This is a genomic window from Variovorax sp. P1_G12, assembly GCF_056405555.1.
In genome coordinates this window covers 1-17,097 of the sequence record NZ_JBFUBW010000026.1, presented here as the reverse complement: position 1 = coordinate 17,097, position 17,097 = coordinate 1, and the positions used below count along the sequence as shown (strand labels likewise).

19 protein-coding genes and 3 pseudogenes are annotated in these 17,097 nt (G+C 63.5%); 7 read left to right on the top strand and 15 right to left on the bottom strand.

Annotated elements, in window-relative coordinates:
* The first annotated feature begins 220 nt into the window (after positions 1 to 220).
* Positions 221 to 817 (top strand): DUF938 domain-containing protein, encoded by a 597-nt coding sequence (locus tag AC1D2O_RS25885; RefSeq protein WP_478091433.1) that lies wholly within the window; start codon positions 221 to 223, stop codon positions 815 to 817.
* A 512-nt stretch (positions 818 to 1,329) separates the two neighbouring features.
* Here AC1D2O_RS25885 and AC1D2O_RS25880 read toward each other — a convergent pair.
* Positions 1,330 to 1,521: pseudogene (locus AC1D2O_RS25880) on the bottom strand (VIT1/CCC1 transporter family protein); the annotation flags it as partial.
* 244 nt (positions 1,522 to 1,765) lie between these two features.
* Here AC1D2O_RS25880 and AC1D2O_RS25875 point away from each other — a divergent pair.
* Together AC1D2O_RS25875 and AC1D2O_RS25870 are read left to right on the top strand one after the other, a co-directional pair.
* Entirely contained in the window at positions 1,766 to 2,449 is a 684-nt protein-coding gene (locus AC1D2O_RS25875) for an SOS response-associated peptidase (RefSeq protein WP_478158136.1), read from the top strand.
* Positions 2,450 to 2,472: 23 nt separating this feature from the next.
* Positions 2,473 to 2,727, top strand: a complete 255-nt coding sequence (locus AC1D2O_RS25870; RefSeq protein WP_478093849.1) for a hypothetical protein — start codon at positions 2,473 to 2,475, stop codon at positions 2,725 to 2,727.
* 214 nt (positions 2,728 to 2,941) lie between these two features.
* Here the strand turns inward: AC1D2O_RS25870 and AC1D2O_RS25865 are convergent.
* Positions 2,942 to 3,142: pseudogene (locus AC1D2O_RS25865) on the bottom strand (DUF2514 family protein); the annotation flags it as partial.
* Positions 3,143 to 3,166: 24 nt separating this feature from the next.
* Complete coding sequence (locus AC1D2O_RS25860) at positions 3,167 to 3,328, bottom strand: hypothetical protein (RefSeq protein WP_478093847.1); 162 nt, start codon at positions 3,326 to 3,328, stop codon at positions 3,167 to 3,169.
* Positions 3,329 to 3,767: 439 nt separating this feature from the next.
* On the opposite strand from AC1D2O_RS25860, the pseudogene AC1D2O_RS25855 reads away from it, so the two are divergent.
* A pseudogene (locus AC1D2O_RS25855) lies at positions 3,768 to 4,165 on the top strand (CoA transferase).
* Positions 4,166 to 4,302: 137 nt separating this feature from the next.
* Here the strand turns inward: AC1D2O_RS25855 and AC1D2O_RS25850 are convergent.
* The 3 genes from AC1D2O_RS25850 to AC1D2O_RS25840 form a co-directional block, all read right to left on the bottom strand.
* Positions 4,303 to 4,575 (bottom strand): DUF1488 family protein, encoded by a 273-nt coding sequence (locus AC1D2O_RS25850; protein ID WP_478093845.1) that lies wholly within the window; start codon positions 4,573 to 4,575, stop codon positions 4,303 to 4,305.
* The gene (locus tag AC1D2O_RS25845) at positions 4,550 to 4,816 is read right to left on the bottom strand and encodes a hypothetical protein (protein WP_478093844.1); all 267 of its coding nucleotides are present in this window, start codon (positions 4,814 to 4,816) and stop codon (positions 4,550 to 4,552) included. Before AC1D2O_RS25845 ends, AC1D2O_RS25850 begins: the two co-directional genes overlap by 26 nt.
* A gap of 116 nt (positions 4,817 to 4,932) precedes the next feature.
* A complete protein-coding gene (locus tag AC1D2O_RS25840) occupies positions 4,933 to 5,622 on the bottom strand; it encodes a Crp/Fnr family transcriptional regulator (RefSeq protein ID WP_478093842.1) in 690 nt (229 codons plus the stop codon).
* A 104-nt stretch (positions 5,623 to 5,726) separates the two neighbouring features.
* Between AC1D2O_RS25840 and AC1D2O_RS25835 the strand changes: the two genes are divergently transcribed.
* Complete coding sequence (locus AC1D2O_RS25835) at positions 5,727 to 6,077, top strand: hypothetical protein (RefSeq protein WP_478158135.1); 351 nt, start codon at positions 5,727 to 5,729, stop codon at positions 6,075 to 6,077.
* 13 nt (positions 6,078 to 6,090) lie between these two features.
* Here AC1D2O_RS25835 and AC1D2O_RS25830 read toward each other — a convergent pair whose 3' ends face one another.
* The 7 genes from AC1D2O_RS25830 to AC1D2O_RS25800 form a co-directional block, all read right to left on the bottom strand.
* Complete coding sequence (locus AC1D2O_RS25830) at positions 6,091 to 6,648, bottom strand: DUF1003 domain-containing protein (RefSeq protein ID WP_477650552.1); 558 nt, start codon at positions 6,646 to 6,648, stop codon at positions 6,091 to 6,093.
* A 39-nt stretch (positions 6,649 to 6,687) separates the two neighbouring features.
* A complete protein-coding gene (locus AC1D2O_RS25825; protein ID WP_477650553.1) occupies positions 6,688 to 7,446 on the bottom strand; it encodes a hypothetical protein in 759 nt (252 codons plus the stop codon).
* A 95-nt stretch (positions 7,447 to 7,541) separates the two neighbouring features.
* Positions 7,542 to 8,258 carry a Crp/Fnr family transcriptional regulator gene (locus tag AC1D2O_RS25820; protein ID WP_477650554.1) on the bottom strand — a complete coding sequence of 239 codons (717 nt, stop codon included), beginning with the start codon at positions 8,256 to 8,258 and terminating at the stop codon, positions 7,542 to 7,544.
* Between the two features lie 514 nt (positions 8,259 to 8,772).
* A complete protein-coding gene (locus tag AC1D2O_RS25815) occupies positions 8,773 to 10,932 on the bottom strand; it encodes an amylo-alpha-1,6-glucosidase (RefSeq protein WP_478158134.1) in 2,160 nt (719 codons plus the stop codon).
* Positions 10,933 to 10,960: 28 nt separating this feature from the next.
* The gene (locus AC1D2O_RS25810; protein ID WP_478094499.1) at positions 10,961 to 12,025 is read right to left on the bottom strand and encodes a glycosyltransferase family 4 protein; all 1,065 of its coding nucleotides are present in this window, start codon (positions 12,023 to 12,025) and stop codon (positions 10,961 to 10,963) included.
* A gap of 295 nt (positions 12,026 to 12,320) precedes the next feature.
* On the bottom strand, positions 12,321 to 12,479 hold the full coding sequence (locus tag AC1D2O_RS25805) for a DUF3309 family protein (protein WP_478158133.1): 159 nt from the start codon (positions 12,477 to 12,479) through the stop codon (positions 12,321 to 12,323).
* The gene (locus AC1D2O_RS25800) at positions 12,476 to 13,675 is read right to left on the bottom strand and encodes a DesA family fatty acid desaturase (protein WP_478158132.1); all 1,200 of its coding nucleotides are present in this window, start codon (positions 13,673 to 13,675) and stop codon (positions 12,476 to 12,478) included. The genes AC1D2O_RS25805 and AC1D2O_RS25800 overlap by 4 nt, the downstream gene beginning before the upstream one ends.
* A gap of 233 nt (positions 13,676 to 13,908) precedes the next feature.
* On the opposite strand from AC1D2O_RS25800, the gene AC1D2O_RS25795 reads away from it, so the two are divergent.
* Complete coding sequence (locus tag AC1D2O_RS25795; RefSeq protein ID WP_478158131.1) at positions 13,909 to 14,145, top strand: BON domain-containing protein; 237 nt, start codon at positions 13,909 to 13,911, stop codon at positions 14,143 to 14,145.
* A 164-nt stretch (positions 14,146 to 14,309) separates the two neighbouring features.
* Positions 14,310 to 15,731 carry an AsmA family protein gene (locus AC1D2O_RS25790; protein WP_477650562.1) on the top strand — a complete coding sequence of 474 codons (1,422 nt, stop codon included), beginning with the start codon at positions 14,310 to 14,312 and terminating at the stop codon, positions 15,729 to 15,731.
* 793 nt (positions 15,732 to 16,524) lie between these two features.
* Here AC1D2O_RS25790 and AC1D2O_RS25785 read toward each other — a convergent pair.
* Positions 16,525 to 16,749: a hypothetical protein gene (locus AC1D2O_RS25785; protein ID WP_478095029.1), complete on the bottom strand. Its 225-nt coding sequence runs from the start codon at positions 16,747 to 16,749 to the stop codon at positions 16,525 to 16,527.
* A 106-nt stretch (positions 16,750 to 16,855) separates the two neighbouring features.
* Positions 16,856 to 17,097: IS30 family transposase (locus tag AC1D2O_RS25780; RefSeq protein WP_478095027.1), on the bottom strand; the 242-nt coding region annotated here is incomplete at its 5' end.

Genomic DNA, 17,097 nt, shown 5'->3' with positions numbered 1-17,097 from the left:
CCCAGTTTCGAAGCCCGATCGAACGGCCGCTTTTCACGTCGCCGAATTGGTAGTCCGGCCCTGAAGAGACATCCACTTTCCTGATCTCGTTGCCGCAAAGCTGCCGGCCGAGCCCGCCCACAGGGACCTGAAGGAAGTCCCGCAGCGGAGGGCACACATCGGCAGGCAGCAGACGGAGCGGTTGAGGCGCCGAGCACGACTTGAGGCTTACCATCGCTGCATGGACTCACGCGAGACCGCCCCCTCCCCCGAACGCAATAAGCAGCCGATCCTCGAGGTACTTGCGCGCGTATTGCCGCCACGCGGCCTCGTGCTCGAGATCGGCAGCGGCACCGGGCAGCACGTGGCGCACTTCGCCAGGGCTTTGCCCGCCCTCACTTTCCAGCCCAGCGAGATGGACGTGGAGCGCCATGCTTCCATCGAGGCGTGGGTGGCCGAAGGCAACCTGTCGAACGTAAAGCCGCCCCTCGCCATCGATGTCACGAAGCATCCCTGGCCCGTATCCGCGGCCGACGCGGTCGTGTGCATCAACGTGATTCACATCTCCCCGTGGGAGGCCACGCTCGCGTTGGTGGCGGGCGCCGGCAGGATCCTGCCCGCCGGTGGCGTGCTTGTGACCTACGGCCCGTACATGCGCGTCGGCGCGCATACGTCGCGGAGCAATGAAGCGTTCGATGCGAGACTGCGCGCAAGGAATCCGCTCTGGGGCGTGCGCGACATCGACAAAGTGGCGGAAGTGGCGGGCAATGAAGGCCTTGTGCTGGAGGAGGCCGTACCAATGCCGGCAAACAACTTCACTCTGGTCTGGCGGAAGTAAAACGGCGCACTCCCCGGCGCGCGGGCCCTCATCGACGCGTTTGCTTGAGCACCAAAGCTGTCGGCCACGAATGGCGGGAACTGGCCGGAACTGCCTGTTCGCCAAATTCGCCGATAGCAGTCCTTGGCCAATCGGGCGATTTCACGCCGAAGGTCAGCTACCAGTGACGGCCGCGAACTGGTGCTCGCGGCCATCAGGAGTCGTTCACGACGGTCAGCTATGAGGATGCCCAGTGCCGCCAGGACAAGCGCGACACCAAGCAACAGGGCCGCTGGAACAAGCGGGATCAACTTCAGCGGCAACCTGATCGGCGTGCGCCATCGCTCCATCGGCTTCGGCCAGGACGTCTTCCACTAGGCCGCGGAGATGATCCGCCACGACAAGAGCGCGCTGACGGGCCACCCCGACCAGGAGCGCATCACCGCGCTGCGCAAGATCATCGATTCGAGCCTGTCCAGTGCGAGGGCGAAGAGCGCCGCCCGCGCCGAGCACTCCAAAATGGATCGCCCGGTCGACATGGCCCCGGCCACCAGCCCCGCGACGCCGGTCACCAGAATGTTGCCGTGGCTCGGACCGGCAACCGCGACGCCGATTACGAGACTGGCGGTCGAGACGATGCCATCGTTGGCGCCCAGCACGGCGGCGCGCAGCCAGCCGATGCGGTCAGTGCGGTGACGTTCAGTGTGGCGGCGACACGATGTCATGGTGCAGTGCTGTCGGTGGGTCGGTCGCAAGCAGGCCCCGACACAGGCGCCAGCACATTCCGGGCGGTAAGTCAGACCGGAGAATACCCATGATGCGGCGCCCGACCCGTCGAACCACGCTAACGCCCGCCAGTCGGTGGTTTGCTCGACGAGGTAGCTGCCGACCTGTGGCGCGACGATCGCCTGCGAGCCATGGCCCCAGCCCGGGCTTCCGTCGAGTGGCTGAAGCCGATAGCATCTGAGGATGTGGAACCACTACCAGACGATTAAGGCGCGCGAACGTCTCCAGAGGAAGTTCGACGTCATCCTGCCGCCGAATTGGGTGGCACCGAACGGCGGCCACATCTACAAGCACAACCAAGCTCCGTTCGTCATCAATCCGGCAGGCCCCGACAAAGCCGGAGGCCTTGAGCGCGAGTGCCTCATTGGGGAGTTCGGGCTGCTGCCTGCGCGCACGCGCAAGCGCGATATCAAGCGCGACACGCTGAAGGCCAGGTCGGAAACAGCGGCGGAGGAGCTCTCCTACGCAATCCCCTGGCGGCGCCAGCACTGCGTGATCCCGGCCGACTGTATCTACGAGCCCGACTGGCGAACGGGGAAGGCGATCGAGACCCGCATCGAGCGCGTTGACGGGGATCCGATGGGCCTGGCGGGCTTGTGGGACCGGTGGGTCGACGCCGGCACCGGCGAGGTCGTTTTCAGCTTCACGATCCTCACGATCGACGCGACCACGCACGCGCTGATGAAGAACTTTCACCGCGCCGGCAAGGACAAGCGCATGGTCGTGATCCTGCCGGAGGCGATATACGACTTGTGGCTGGCGGCGCCCGCCGACGAATCGATGGCGTTCATGCAGAAGTACCCCGCCGAGCTGCTGGTGGCCACGCCTGAGCCGCTGCAGCACGCGCCGCAGGCCGGCCTGCTCTAGTCCACAGCAACGAGGAACGCACCATGATCGACGCGCTTGGGTTCATTTACGACGTGGCCAAGGACATCAAAGAACACTTCGCCTGGAAGGATGAAGACAAGCTAGTTGAGATCACATGGCCGCAGTCGTCGGGGTTCGAGAACGAGGCGAAGAAGGCCGGCTACGACATCGGATGGACCCGACCCGACAGGGTTGAGACCAAGAAGCTGGAGGGCTACGACGTTATGTTCGAGTTGGATAAGGCTGCAGGCTGGGTCCTTATGGACAAGAGGGGGTGACACATGCACGTCAACGCCTGCGAGACGCTGCTTAGACTTCAGGCAGTCTCGGGGAGATTTCCCGGGGAGATTGACGGGGAATACCGGGGTTTTTAGAGGAGTCTCTGAGGGCGTTTTCACTGGAGGACGTTGATTTCATTGACCAGATTTTTTCCGCTAAAACCCCCACTCCCATCGACCTGGCCGGCGTCCGCCGCCGTGTGATGGCGATGTGTCAGGACCGCTCACACCACGGCTCGGCCGAGTCGTTCGGCCAGACGAGCATGCGAGTCCCGGCTGTTCGCGCTCGTCCGATGGTGCGCTCACAGAGCTTTCCACCTATTCGGGAAGCGTCAGCGTAGGCAGCCAGGATTCCCGCTCTCTTGTCAGCGCGGCCGAGCAGGGCGGCAAGCACTCCAATGGGATCGCCGGTTGCCGCGCTTGATTCGAGAGCGGAGGCTCAGGGCGCTCGATCGGCGGCGGCGCGGAATTGGGCAATTTGCACGCGCAGCCGCTCATCAGTAACGCGAGCAATAGCAAAGTTCGGTTGGGCAGTGAGCGTTTCTTTTGCAGCTTCATTGAGAGCCTTTCCCTTGTTCAGCGGTGCGCCGCGCCTCTTCATGGCGCTCCGCGCGATCGGCCAGCCGCGCACTCTCGGCAGCCGTCGCCATGTAGTCGGAGAGGTCCGCGCGGGCCTCGGCGGCTTCAACTGGAGCCTTGCTCCATTGCACTTCCTTGACTGGCCAGCGCGCCGGTCAGCAGCAGCGCCCACAGCGCCCCGGGCAGCATGTCGAAGGCGGCGAAGAAGGCCTTCATTCGTCGTCTTCCGGCAGGTCGGGCAATGCGAACGGGTCCATCAGACACATTCACATCAGGGGCCAGAAAATGACCAGCATCAGCGGCACTCCGGCGCGGCCACGTCGATGGCCAGAGCGAACCGCGCGACGAGCCGATCACTGTAATCCTTCGCGGGATGACCCCACCGACAGCGCGCAGAGCTTGACCTCGCAAGCCTCGCGCGCGACCGGCGGCCCTATGAGACCAGCGACGGCCACATCTGCGTGCTGGTCTACAACGACAAGCACTGGCGCAGCTTCTTCGAGGCCATCGGCCAGCCCGAGGTCTTCGCGCAGGACGCACGCTTCGGCAGCCAGGCAAGCGCCTCGAAAACATCGATCACGTCTATGGCTTTCTCGGCGAAATCTTCCGCACGCGGAGCACCTCGGAGTGGCTTGCGCTGCTGGAGCGCGCCGACATCCCGGCCGCGCGAATGTACAGCATCGAAGATATTCTTGCGGACCCTCACCTTGAGGAGACCGGCTACCTCCAGCCCGTGACGCACCCGAGCGAGGGCGAGATCCTCGATACCGCCAACCCGACCGAGTGGTCGCACTCGGTGCCCGAGCGGCGGCACCATGCGCCGAGGCTCGGAGAGAACACAGTGGAGATCTTGCGCTAGTTTGGCTATGCCGATGAACGAATTCAGGAGTTGCTGTCTGATGCAGCGATACAAGGAGAGGCTACTCGGCTGGAAGGCCTCTGGCCTTCGTGAAGCTGCGAAGCCTGCTGTAGGCGCCGGGATTGCGCCCCGCGGGCCTATTCGATGCCTTTTCCCACTGCCTCGTGCAGGTCGTAGTCGCGCAGCATCACCGGTTCGATGGAGCCGCCCGATACGCGCCTGCGCACAGCTGCATTGAGTTCCTGCGCGTGAAGGTGGTAGGTCGCCAGCGGCTCGTCGTCAATGGCGGTCGAACGATAGCAGTAGTGCAACGTTTCCTTGCCGATGCTCGCACCAACGTATTTGTCATCGATGGCCACCCAGAAATGCACGGCGCCCGAGGCCTCATGAAAGAAGGGAGTGTTCGACATACGAGGTCCTTGGATGGTTTCCGCGGTCGTCGATCCAGATTGACGCCTTGGTTTCAATGGCATGGATGGCATCGCCGCCGTTGGCAAATTGCCTGCACGAGATGATGTGGCACTGGCATACCTCGTCGAAGTACAGCACTGCCCCGGCGGCCACGGTGCCGTCGTAGGCAACGCTTGTGAGGTGGCTGCGTATCTCCCAGCCTTGATAGGAGGAGCGTGTTGAGTCGTGGTCGTGTTCCATGGTGCCTTGCTTGAACAGGGGCTGAGCCCGATGTTCCCTTCTACGCCGGGCACCGCCACTCGTCCGTACGGCAGCGCACAGACACAAGCATCGGCCGCCGGATGCCCCGCATCGGTTCAAAGCAATCCCGCGTAGCTTTTCCTGTCCGCGGCATAGCAGGCGCACGCCGTTGCTTCGAGTCCTGGACGATCGAGCACGTTGAGGGTTCCGCGGTTGTACTCGATCAACCCACTGCGCTGCAACGAACCGGCGGCCTCGGTGATGCCGACACGGCGCACGCCCAGCATGTAGGCGAGAAACTCATGCGTGACGTGGAAACTGTCGGCATGGGCGCGGTCCTGGCTCATCAGGAGCCAACGCGCGAGGCGCGGGCCGATCTGGTGAAAACGCAGACAGGCAGCCGACGCGGCCAGCTGCGACATCGAGACCTGGATGTAGCGATCCAGCACTCGCTGCAGTGGCGCGTTGCGTGCCAGTTCGCGCTGGAAGTCGGCAGCAGTGATGCGCCAGGCCGCGCCGGCGCCTTGCACCAGCGCGCGCAAGGGCGCGATCTCCACGCCGAGGGCGAGGTTCGAGCCCAACATCCCTTCGCGACCCACCATGCCCACTTCCAGTCCGGGATGCTCGTCGATCTCCGCAACCAGCGAGATGAAGCCGTCGACGGGAAAGTAGACGTGAAGGGTTGCAGCGCCCGGCTCGTGGATCACTTCGGCCAGGATCAGATGGATCGGTTCGCAGACGTCCAGCAGCCGCCGGCGGTCATTGCGCGGGAGCAGTTCGATGAGGTGGTTCTCGATCGCGGCCAAGAGATGCTCCGTGTGAGTGGTACGAGCCACTTTGCGCGCAAATGTCCGGTGCGACTGTCTGCCAGCGCACAGACTTGAAAGCGACAGCGTTCTATAAATGATGTTTGAACGGCACCAGCCGAAGAAAGGCCCCGATGCAAAACTTCACCAAACCCTTCGTCAATCTTTCCACCGCGAATGCGGAACTCATCACGCGCTTTTCGCAGTCGCAGGAAATGGTCGACCTGGTCAACACCAGCGTACAGAAGTACCTCGAGCTGGCACAGAAGACTTTTGGAGGTGCGCCCGCGTCCGAGGCTCAGGCCGACCTGATCCGAAGTCTCACGGAAAACTATTCGACCTTCGCGCGAGAACACGCCGAAGCCCTCATGGGGATGGCCGCTGAAGCACAGGCCCAGATGTCTCAGCAGGTGGCGGACGCTTCGAAGATGGTGAACCCGACAGGTTCCCGCTAAGGCTTGTCGCAAGCTACGGCGGCAGCGTCTTCTTCTCGATCAACCCCGTCAATAGCGCGAGTTGCTGCTTCTGGATCTCCAGCAACTCTTCCCACTGCCGCTCGCGCAATTGATCGATCTTGTCGTGCAGCAGCATGATCTCCAGTTCGGCCTTGAGGTTGACTTCGTAGTCGTGCTCTGCATGGATCCGGTCCTTTTCGGATTGCCGGTTCTGCGACATCAGGATGATTGGCGCCTGCACCGCCGCCAGCATCGAAAGAAACAGGTTGAGCAAGATGAACGGGTAGGGGTCGAAGGTCGTGCCGCGGGTTGCCAGGAGCAAGGCATTGAGCGCGACCCACAGCAGCATGGTCGCGCCGAAGAGCCCGACGAAGGTCCAGGAGCCGCCGAAGGAAGCGACCGCGTCTGCCGCGCGTTGGCCGAATGACTGTCCGGCATCAGCATCTTGCGCGACATTGCGCGAAACATGCGTTCGCTCGGCGACGTGTCGCGCGATGCGCTTCGTTCGCTCGTCGAGGGCGTCGTAGCGCGAACCCAGCAGCTTGGTTGCGATTTCTTCCGGTCGATGCATGTCTCCGCCTCCTGTTCGTCGGGTCGGAGTCCAAAACGCCTACGCCGACTGGGGCGTCCTCATCTGCTCCTGTGCCGTGCGCAGTAGACACCATTCCGACACGCACGCGTCGAAGAGAGCGATGTTCTCTGCGACTTCCGCTCGCAGCCATTGCCTGGCGCCTTCCTGCGCGTTGATGTCGGCCGCGAACCATGCCGCCCGCGCGTCGTCGCACGCAGGCGGCGCCGAGGCACCCCAGACCTGGGCGAAGATCGACAGGGTTTCATCTGCAGGAAGATCCGCCCAGATGATTCCCAACCCCGAGAGCGCATCTCGACGCTCGCTCAGGTCGACGTCGCTGCGGAAGTGGCCGTTGTCTTCCGCGATGGTGGCGCTCAGCCCGCCGACCAGGAGGACGTGCAGCAATTCGCCGGCATCGGCGTGGCGAATCCATTGCTCCGCTCGCCGAACCAACTGTGCCGCTGCGTTATTCCTCTTCGCACGAAGGCCTCGATCCGGGCAGTCGTCGGTGTTGCCGTCGCGTGGGCTCGGAAACGCCGTCCAATTCCCCGAGTGTTCCGTCCACTTTGATTCCCGGACCGATCGATCAGGAGTCGACTCCGAGGCGGCCGCGTAGAACGCCGGGAGCTTGCCGCCACAACCAGCGCAGAATTTGGCCTCGTCGCGATTGACGGTGCGACAGAGCCTGCATACCACCACAGGCTGGTCGCTCTGGAACCGCATCCTCAACATGCCGGCGAAACCCGCGAAGGCGTCGATGGAAAGAGGGCCACCCTGGCGAAGGTCGGGCTTTGGCATGAAATCCTTACGCCCTTTTGTAAGGCAGCGCCGAGGCGCTGTCTGTACGGCAACGCACATCGCGCCCGATGCGCGACCCATGCCGCTTTCCCCGTCTAGATGGCGGTCTTGCGCGGAAGGAGCCTGTCGTACTCCTTCTTGACCACTGCATAGCACTCGCAGGAGCGCCGCTCCAGCCCTTGCCGATCCAACACGGAGATGTGGCCACGCGCATAGCTGATCAGACCGACCTTCTGAAGCTTGAGTGCCCCTTCGGTGACGCCTTCGCGGCGTACACCGAGCATGTTGGCGATCAGTTCCTGCGTCATCACGAGTTCATTCCCCTGCAGCCGGTCCAGGCTCAGCAGCAGCCAGCGGCACAGTTGCTGATCCAGCGAGTGGTGCCGGTTGCAGACCGCCGTTTGCGCCATCTGCGTGATCAACGCCTGGGTGTAGCGCAAAAGCAGGTGAAGGACGGGTGCCCGGTTGAACTCCTCCTTGATCACCTGTGCCTTGAGCCGGAAGCCATGGCCGGCGCTTTGCACGACCGCACGGCTGGGGGTGGACTCTCCGCCCATGAACAGCGAGATGCCAACGATGCCTTCGTTGCCGACCACGGCGATCTCCGCCGAAGCTCCGTTCTCCATGACGTACAACAAGGAGACGATGGCGGTTGTCGGAAAGTACACGTGGCTCAACGTGGTGCCCGACTCATACAGCACCTGGCCCAGCGGCATCTCGACCGCCTCCAGCTGAGGCAGCCAGCGCTGCCATTCGGCATCGGGCAATGCGCCGAGCAGGCGGTTTCCTCTCGGTTCGGGCTGAAGGGCCATCGCTTCCTCCGCATATTGGCTTTGAGGATGACCTGGGGCATGCTCGTGCGTACCCCGTCTCGCCAGTATAGGCACTTGAACCGAAAACCATGTCCGCTATCGCACAAACGAGCCGTGCGGTGGCGCACAGACAAGAATCTTGCATCGGCTCATGCTGCAAATCGACAGTCATCCGGCGCTGGTAGAGGTTGCTTCGGCGCCCTCCCGTCTTGGGAGGGTCCTCGATGCCGGGACTGTCCCCAATTCCTTTGACGCAGGCACGAGGCCATCCGGGAAACCGAATCCGGAGCATAGTGACCCTGCCGCTGCGAGTCGTCAGTGCAGCCAGCGGTCGTCCGGCTTATCTGCCACGCGCTGCCTTGCGCAAGGCCACGCGTCGCCGACAAGGGTGTCGACCGCGTGCGCAGTCCGGGCGAAGCGGCGGGCTCCAGGCCGAACAAGCGGCACATAAGCGTGCCACGGAGGCGCAACAGGCCTGCAGGGCCGCGAAGACAACGCGCGTGGCCGGCGGCCGTTAGAGGCGCACTTCGACGCGCGTGGGTGACGCGCCGCCTTCCGGCTCGACGAAGGCCACCACGCCGCCCTCCACCCGCCGGAACGCCAAATCGAATCGGCTTGCGCCCACGGAAACGTTGCCGATGTTCAGTGAATCGATGCCGACGGGCAACCGAGGTCTGTTGATGAGCATGTCGTCTGCCTGTGCGTCGATTTCCACCCCCAGGCACGCCTGCAGCAGCATGAACACCGATCCAGCAGCCCAGGCCTGCGGAAGACAGGCTACCGGGTAGGCGGTGGGCGATTCGCCTGGCGAACGCTTGAATCCGCAAAACAATTCGGGCAGGCGCAGCCCGAAGAACGCGGCGGCCTCGAAAAGGTTGTTCAGCAGATGGACGGCGCCATCGCGGTCGCCATACCGCGCCACCCCCGCGGCGCAAAGTGCCACGTCGTGCGGCCAGACAGAGCCGTTGTGATAGGACATCGGGTTGAAGCGCGCCATGTTTGAAGGCAGCGTGCGCACGCCCCATCCGGAATCAAAAGCGCCCGAAAGAAGATGCCGAGCCACGATGCGGCCACGTTCGGGCGAGGGGAGGCCGCTGAACAAAAGGTGGCCGGCGTTGGAAGCGCGCACGCGGCATGGGCTGCCCTTACCGTCAAGCGCGATCGCATAGAACTGGAGATCGTCCTGCCAGAAGGCTTGCTCCACCCGGGCCGCCAGGGACGACGCAGACTCGCTCCACCGTGCAGAAGCAAGGTCATCGCCGCGGCCGGTTGCCAGCGACGCCATACCGCGCAATGCTGCATACGTGTAGCCCTGTACCTCCACCAAGGCGATCGGTCCAACCGGCGAGCTGCCGTCTTCGTGGAACACGGAGTCGTGGCTGTCCTTCCAGCCCTGGTTGGCGAGCCCGGTGGCCTCTCCGCGTGCGTAGCTTAGGAAGCCGCCATGGCGTGCCACGTTGCCCTCGATCCACGTCATTGCCGCCACCAGCGCGCTCCATATGCCGTTGATGAATGCGGAGTCTGCGGTGCGCTGGGCGTAGGCTGCGGCCAGCATTACGAACAACGGGGTGGTGTCGACGCCGCCGTAGTACTGGCCGAAGGGCAATTCGTTGACCGCCGCCATTTCGCCCTTGCGCGTCTCGTGCATGATCTTGCCCGGCTCGGCGTCCCGGAAGGTCGACGTCTCGAGCGCCTGGTGAGCCGCCAGGAAAGAAAGCACCCCACGCGCAAGGGCCGGATCGATCCAGAGCGTCTGCATCGCCGTGATCACCGCATCGCGGCCGAAGGGCGTCGCAAACCATGGAATGCCGGCGTAGGGATACGGGCCGGTGGGCAATTCGGTGGTCAGCAACGCGAGGTCGGCCTCGGACTTGTCGATCCATGCCTGGAACAACCGATTCGATACACGCAGCCGCGCACCACGGCGGCGGTGCAGCCGCAGGATGCAGCGTGCCTGCGCCGCGGCATCACGGTAGCTCTGGCGCGACGGCAGGGTCTGCGCGGTCCCGACCTCGACATACAACGTCCAGCGTGCGCGTCCGGCTAGAAACACCTCGAATTCCGCGTGGCCTTCGGTCAAGCGTTGCGGCACCTCCGAGAACGACACCACGGCGCTGCGCCACACGGCGTCGAGACCCTGATAGCGCAACGCGACGCCGCGGTCGTCGACTTGCGCGTCGGCGAGATCGCCGCGCTTGGGCCGGCTCTGGCCTCGCACCTCGAACATGTCCCGGAAGTCGGCTGCGTAAAGCAGTTGGATCGGCACACGCGCCGCGGCGTCGCTGTAGTTGGCAAGTGAAATGCGTTCGTACACGCAGGCGTTCCACAGAAAACGCCGCCGTTCCAGATGAATCACGCCTTCGGCCATCGAGGTTTCACCCAGCGGCGGCAACGGGCGGTTGGTCATGTTGGCCGTGAAGAAGGCGTTGTCCTGGCTCACCGCGCTCGAAAGGAGCGCCGGCTGGAGCCCGTCCATCAGCAGGCGGAAAGTCGACAAGAGGCGGGTATCGTTGTGGAAGAGGCCGTCACCCTCGCCGGTGACATCGCCAAACGCATCGGCGACCAGGAAGGTGTCGCCTTCCTTCAAGACGAAAAGCCGCTGCCCGGAGCGCGCAGGCGGGGCGGGCCATGCATCTTCCTGCGTCACCGTGGATTTTTCTGTTGCCGCGATCAAGGCACCGCTCCTTCAGGTCCAGGTCTCTTCATGCCGCCTCGCCTTCGAGCAGCGCGGCTCGGCTGTCGCGCGCGAGCTGCCAGTAGAGTTGCGCGTAGTGCTGCGCCATTGCCTGCGCCGTGAAGCGCTCTTCGAATACGGCACGTACCCGCGCGCGCGGCAGACGCCGCACGGCTTCGACGGCCTCGGCCGCTTGCGCGACGTCGTCCACGATGTAACCCGTCACGCCGGGGTCGACGATCTCGGGCACCGATCCACGGCGCCAGGCAATCACCGGCGTGCCGCAAGCCATCGCCTCGATCATCACCAGGCCGAACGGTTCGGGCCAATCGATCGGGAATAGCAGCGCGCGCGCGTCGCCGAGGAACTGGCTCTTGTGCTCATCGCCGATCTCCCCGAGAAATTCGACCAAAGGGTGGTCAAGCAGCGGGCGAATCTCACGCTCGAAGTAGTCGCGATCGACGTTGTCGACTTTCGCGGCGATGCGGAGCGGAACGCCCGACAGCTTCGCGATCTCGATGGCGCGGTCCGGCCGCTTCTCAGGCGAAATGCGACCGAGGAAAGCCAGGTAGTCGCCGCGCGCCGAATCGCTGAACCGACAGCTGTCTGCGGCTATGCCGTGGTGCACGGTCGCGTACCAGTTGCCATCGGGCAGCGGCTTGCGTTGGTTGTCCGAAATAGACACGAGCGGATACTTCTTCCATCGGCGGTAGGTATCGGGCAGGTCGGCGATGTCGAGCCGGCCGTGCAGTGTCGTCAAAGTACGCCCGGCGAGATCCTCGAACAAGGGAAAGTGCAACATGTCGATGTGGAAATGCAGAACGTCGAACTCGTCGGCCATGCGCCGTACCTCATCCAGCATCGACAGGTGGCTCGCGAGGTCGGATTTGAGCACGGCGGGGTCCAGCCGGATCGCCTGCCTGCGCGTCGCCACGAGCGTGGCTCGCGTTCGCGCCTCGCCGGACGCGAATAGGGTGACTTGATGGCCTTGGTCCACAAGCGCGTCGGTCAGGTGAGCGACCACCCTTTCGGTCCCCCCGTACAGGTAGGGCGGCACCGCTTCGTAGAGCGGTGCGACCTGAGCAATTTTCATGGCTGCTCTCCTAGGTGCTCGAAGAAAAACTCGGGGGTGCGCGGAATGTGCCGTACTACCTGCGCGTGTTCATCAAGGCAGACAAATCGAGCGGGGACGGTCTGTAAAACATAGATGCTGCGGCGTATAAGAAAGCCCAGGAGGCCTCGACGCAGCGTAGGCTGTCGAGGGGCCGCTAGTGCGGTGACGTGGGGCGGTCGGTAAGCTACCGGCTTGTTGTTCCATACTCAGTCTCCTGGCGACGGCATCGGCGCCTGGAGGTATCGATCAACTCGGCGCGAGGGCTAGATGAGGGCTAGATCTTTCCCATCAACAACAGAACGACCAGGATCAGCAGCACCAGCCCGATACCCCCGCTGGGGCCGTAGCCCCAACCCCGACTGTGGGGCCAGCTTGGAATCGCGCCGAGGAGCAGCAGAACCACGATGATCAGCAGAATTGTTCCCAATGTCATTTCATTTCTCCTGTCAGTGAGTCGTAGCGGCGCAGTACTCGAGAGAATTCGCGCAGAGCACCAACGCCGCTTTGCTCAGCGCGCCGGCACCAGTCTTCCAACAGTTTCACCAACTGCTCCTTCGAGGCGGCGGATCGGCTCCACAGGTCAATGAGTTCTTGCCGCATCGAGTAGATAGTGCTCAGCACCGCGCTCGAATGCAGAGTCTGTTCCAGGGCGGCGCGCTCCTTCTCCGGCAGTCCCCTCGCGTCCCTTTGCAGCAAGTACTTGACCGAATCCAGCGCTCTGGAGTCGGTCGAACTCGGGATCGTGCTCGCCCGCAGGCGGAGGAGTTCCTCCACGGCGATCGGGCGCAAGAATCTGGCGAACTTGGCCAGCACGTCGTACCTGTGGGTGATGACGGCCTGCAGGGTACCCATGTCGCAGCGAGTCTTGGATGCGTTGTAGCGAATCCTTGGCGCCACCTTGCGCACCCTGGCCAAGTGGATCATTTCCAGGATGCGGATGTACATCCAGCCGATGTCGAACTCCCACCACTTGCTGGACAGCCTGGCGGAGGTGACATAGGCATGGTGGTTGTTGTGGAGCTCTTCGCCGCCGATCAGGATGCCCCACGGCACGACATTGCTGGAGCTGTCGTTCGGCGCGAAATTGCGATAGCCCCAGTAGTGACCGACGCCGTTGATGACGCCGGCGGCGAAGAACGGGATCCACAGCATCTGCACCGCCCACATGCTGAGCCCGATCGGGCCGAACAGGGTGACGTCGATCATCAGCACGACCCCAATCCCGAGCCGGGTGTGTCTCGCGTACAGGTTGCGCTCGATCCAGTCGTTGGGGGTGCCACGGCCGTACCTTTCGAGCGTTTCGGCGTTCCTGGATTCCAGACGATAGAGCTCGGTGCCCTCGAACAGCACTTTCCTGATGCCATGGATCTGCGGGCTGTGGGGGTCTTCGGACGTTTCGCAGTTGGCGTGGTGCTTGCGATGAATCGCCGCCCATTCCTTGGTCACCATCCCGGTGGTGAGCCACAGCCAGAAACGGAAGAAGTGGCTGGCGATGGGATGCAGTTCCAGCGCGCGATGAGCCTGATGGCGATGCAGGAAAATGGTGACCGCAGCGATGGTGACGTGGGTCAAGCCCAGCGTGACCAGCACAAGACCCCACCAGGGCAGATCGAGCAGGCTAAGTTGCATCACAAGGTCCACGGCAGAACGGCGCACCGACGTCCGATGATTTCGGACGTGGTCACGATGTCCCTGTCCGCAATCCTAGTCAGGCCCGGGCCGCCGTCTGTGCGCTACCGTACCAGCGCCGGATGACTGTCATTTGGTAGCATGGAGCGAGCCATGGGCGTTGTCTGTGCGCCACCGTACAGTCAAGACAGATCCGAAGCGATACCGCTATGGCCTGTATCTTCGTCGACAGCATGGACATCGACGCGTCCAGCATGCGGGTCGAGACGCTCAATGGCACCATCATGCGGTCTGACTTCGCCAGGAACGCAACGGAAAAGAGCATGGCCGAGAGCTTCGCGTGCAAGGTCAACGGTGTGAAGGCGGTCAAGAATGAGATCGCCGTGCGTCCCTCGGTCCCTTCGCGCCATCATCGTTGCGGCCACTGGGGCACCAGCTACACCGCCGGCCACGCCCCCCCCACCCCATGACGCAGTTCGTATTGGGACGCCGCGTTCGTGAGGTTTGGTGGCTTTTCGTCCCGTTCTCCTTTGCCTTCGACGTCGCCTTGGACTCGCGGCACCAACACTCTCGTCCCATCGGCGCGCGCGAGTTTGTCTGATAGCGAACACCGACCTCGGTGACAGCTGAGCCGATGGCACGATCAACCAGAACCCTCCTCTCCGTCGCCATCGGGGTGGCGGGTCTTCTCGTCCTTGTCGCGGGGGCGCTGTTTTTCCTTGTGGACGGCAACGTCGGCAAGGCGCGCTTGGAGGGGGCGGCTTCGCGCGCCTTGGGGGTGGAGGTCAGCGTCGGCGGACGGCGGGGAATCAGCTTCTTCCCCGGCATGCTCGTCACGCTCGAGGATGTGCACATTCGCAACATGGGGAGGGACCTCGCATACGCGAAGCAGGCCAGGATCGAGGTCGGCCTGCTGCCCCTACTCAAGAACGAGGTGCAGGTCGAGAGGATCACGCTGCAACACGCCACGGTCTCCATCGAGAAGGACCGCGATGGCCGCTTCAACTTCGAGCAGCCGGAGGCCGCCGCAGCAACGCTGCCTCCACTGGACTGGCCGAACGTTTCCCTTTCGCACGGGACGCTCGTCTACGTGGACCAAGGATCCGGGGGAGGGTTCGAGGCTGCGGATTGCCGCCTGGACATGCATCGCCTGCGGCTTTCGGGCGGGCAGGTCTCGAACCTCATCAAGGACCTTTCATTCACCGCAGAACTCGCTTGCGGGGAGCTCCGCAACGAGGGCCTCACAGTGTCGGATCTGAAGTTCTCGGCCGTCGCGAAGGACGGGGTCTTCGATCTGAGCCCGCTCACGGCGTGGATCTTTGGCACGCAGGGATCGGGGAGTCTACAGGTGGACGTTTCGGGCGCCGTCCCGCAATACCGCATCCAGTACTCCCTCCCGCAGTTCCCCATCGAGGAGTTCTTGAAGACCATGGCGCGACAGAAGGTCGCAGCAGGCCGGATGGACTTCTCCGCGAACCTGTCGATGCAGGGAACTGGGAAGGAGATGCGGCAGTCCATGAAGGGGCAGATCTCGCTGCGCGGCAAGAACCTCACGCTCAGTGGCGGCGATCTGGACGCAAAGCTTTCGCGGTTTGAGTCCAGCCAGAACTTCAGCCTCGTGGATGCGGGGGCCTTCTTCTTCGCCGGGCCTCTCGGCCTGGTGGTCACCAAGGGGTATGACTTTGCGAACATCCTTCAGGGAACGGGTGGCAGCAGCGAGATCCGCGCGCTCGTGTCCGACTGGAAGGTCGAGCGCGGCGTGGCCCACGCGCAGGATGTGGCGATGGTAACGAAGGAGAACCGCATCGCCTTGCGCGGAGGGATCGACTTCGTCAACGGCCGGTTCAACAACGTAACCATGGCGCTGATTGACGCGAAGGGCTGCGCCAAGGTGCGGCAGCGAATCAACGGCACGTTCCAGAATCCGCTGGTGGAGCAACCGAGTCTGCTCGCGTCCCTCACCGGGCCTGCGCGCGGACTGTTGCAAAAGGGCAGCGAGCTCTTTGGCGAACGCTGCGAAGTGTTCTACACCGGTTCGGTGGCGGCGCCGAGATGACTTCGCGCGAGGGCGCACCGCCCGACGCTCGATGGCGCTATGTGCCTCAGCGGACAGACGGCGCAGGACCTCGTCCATAAGCTCGAGCGTAGCGGCAATGGACGAAGGAGCGATCGCCGTCCATCGCAATCGCTTCGATGACGACGCGAGGTAGTCCCGGGTCGCGAACGGGCCAGAGCTGGCGCCCAGCGAGACGCGCAGGTAGTTGGGCCTTCGGCCTCGATGCGCAGCAAGTACTCCATGCGATAGACGATGCCCGGTGCGACATTGCGCTTGCGGCGGCGCGCAACGTTTCCGCGGCTCCTGCGGTGTCGCTCGCTGCAACGATGGCACGATGCCCTACCCACAGCGCGATGCGTGCGTGCGCGAAACTGGCCTCGCTCTCGATCGGGCGCGATTGGGGAGCTCGGGAGATTCTGAGACCGAAAACAGGTCAACCGCAATCTCACCCAGCGGTAAGTCAAGCGAGGGCACCGACTCCAGCACCATCTACACCTCGCCGGACGGCCGCGCAGTCATCATTTCGACGGCCGGCTCCCCGCCGCCGGCCGACGCGGTGACGCAATAGGCGATCGATTCCCGCGGAACTGAGGGCTCGATTGTCGAGGCGGACCTGCCCGTCGCTATGGAGGGATCGGTGCAGCGGACCGGCACGAGAAATCCGCGTCCGGCTAATCTGCTCGCGCAGCCCTGCTGGCGAGATCAAACGAACTGCGCTATGGGCGTTCGATTCAGCCCACGCCGCGCGCGGACGAACTCGCATCCGACGTCGATCGCATCCTACGTGAACTCGTTACCCAGGGTCGAGCCGATAACGGGGCAGCTGTAGCGCGTTTCCGAAGGTCAGGTTTAGGGCGTCGAATTCAGCGCTGCGTACTTCCGCTTCGGGCCCGGAGCGTTGGTTGGCGACATGCAGAAGCAGCCGTTCACGCCCGATGTCGCGCTGGTCGTCCATTGCCGCCCGCGATCCGAGGCTGGCGTCGAACTCGAACGTCCTCAACGACGTCGGCGAGGTCAAGTTCCAAAGTAGACCGGCCGTTCGTCAAGAAAAAGGGCCAAGGTCGGGTTTCGGCGACCGCCGTCGTTCGGCAGCCAAATTCGAAGGACAGCAAACAGTTGCAGATTCAACCGATCGATGCAACGATCTGACTGAACATCTCAGCCGGTGTTTGGAAGTCGAGAGTCTTCCTGGGTCGCTCGTTCAACCTGCGCGCCAACGCGTTGAGCTTGGCTTGTGAGTAGGTCGAGACATCGATGCCCTTGGGAAGGTACTGCCTCAGCAGGCCATTCGTATTCTCGTTGGTTCCGCGCTGCCACGGGTTCTGAGGGTCGCAGAAGTACACCTTGATGTCGGTCGCCAAGGTGA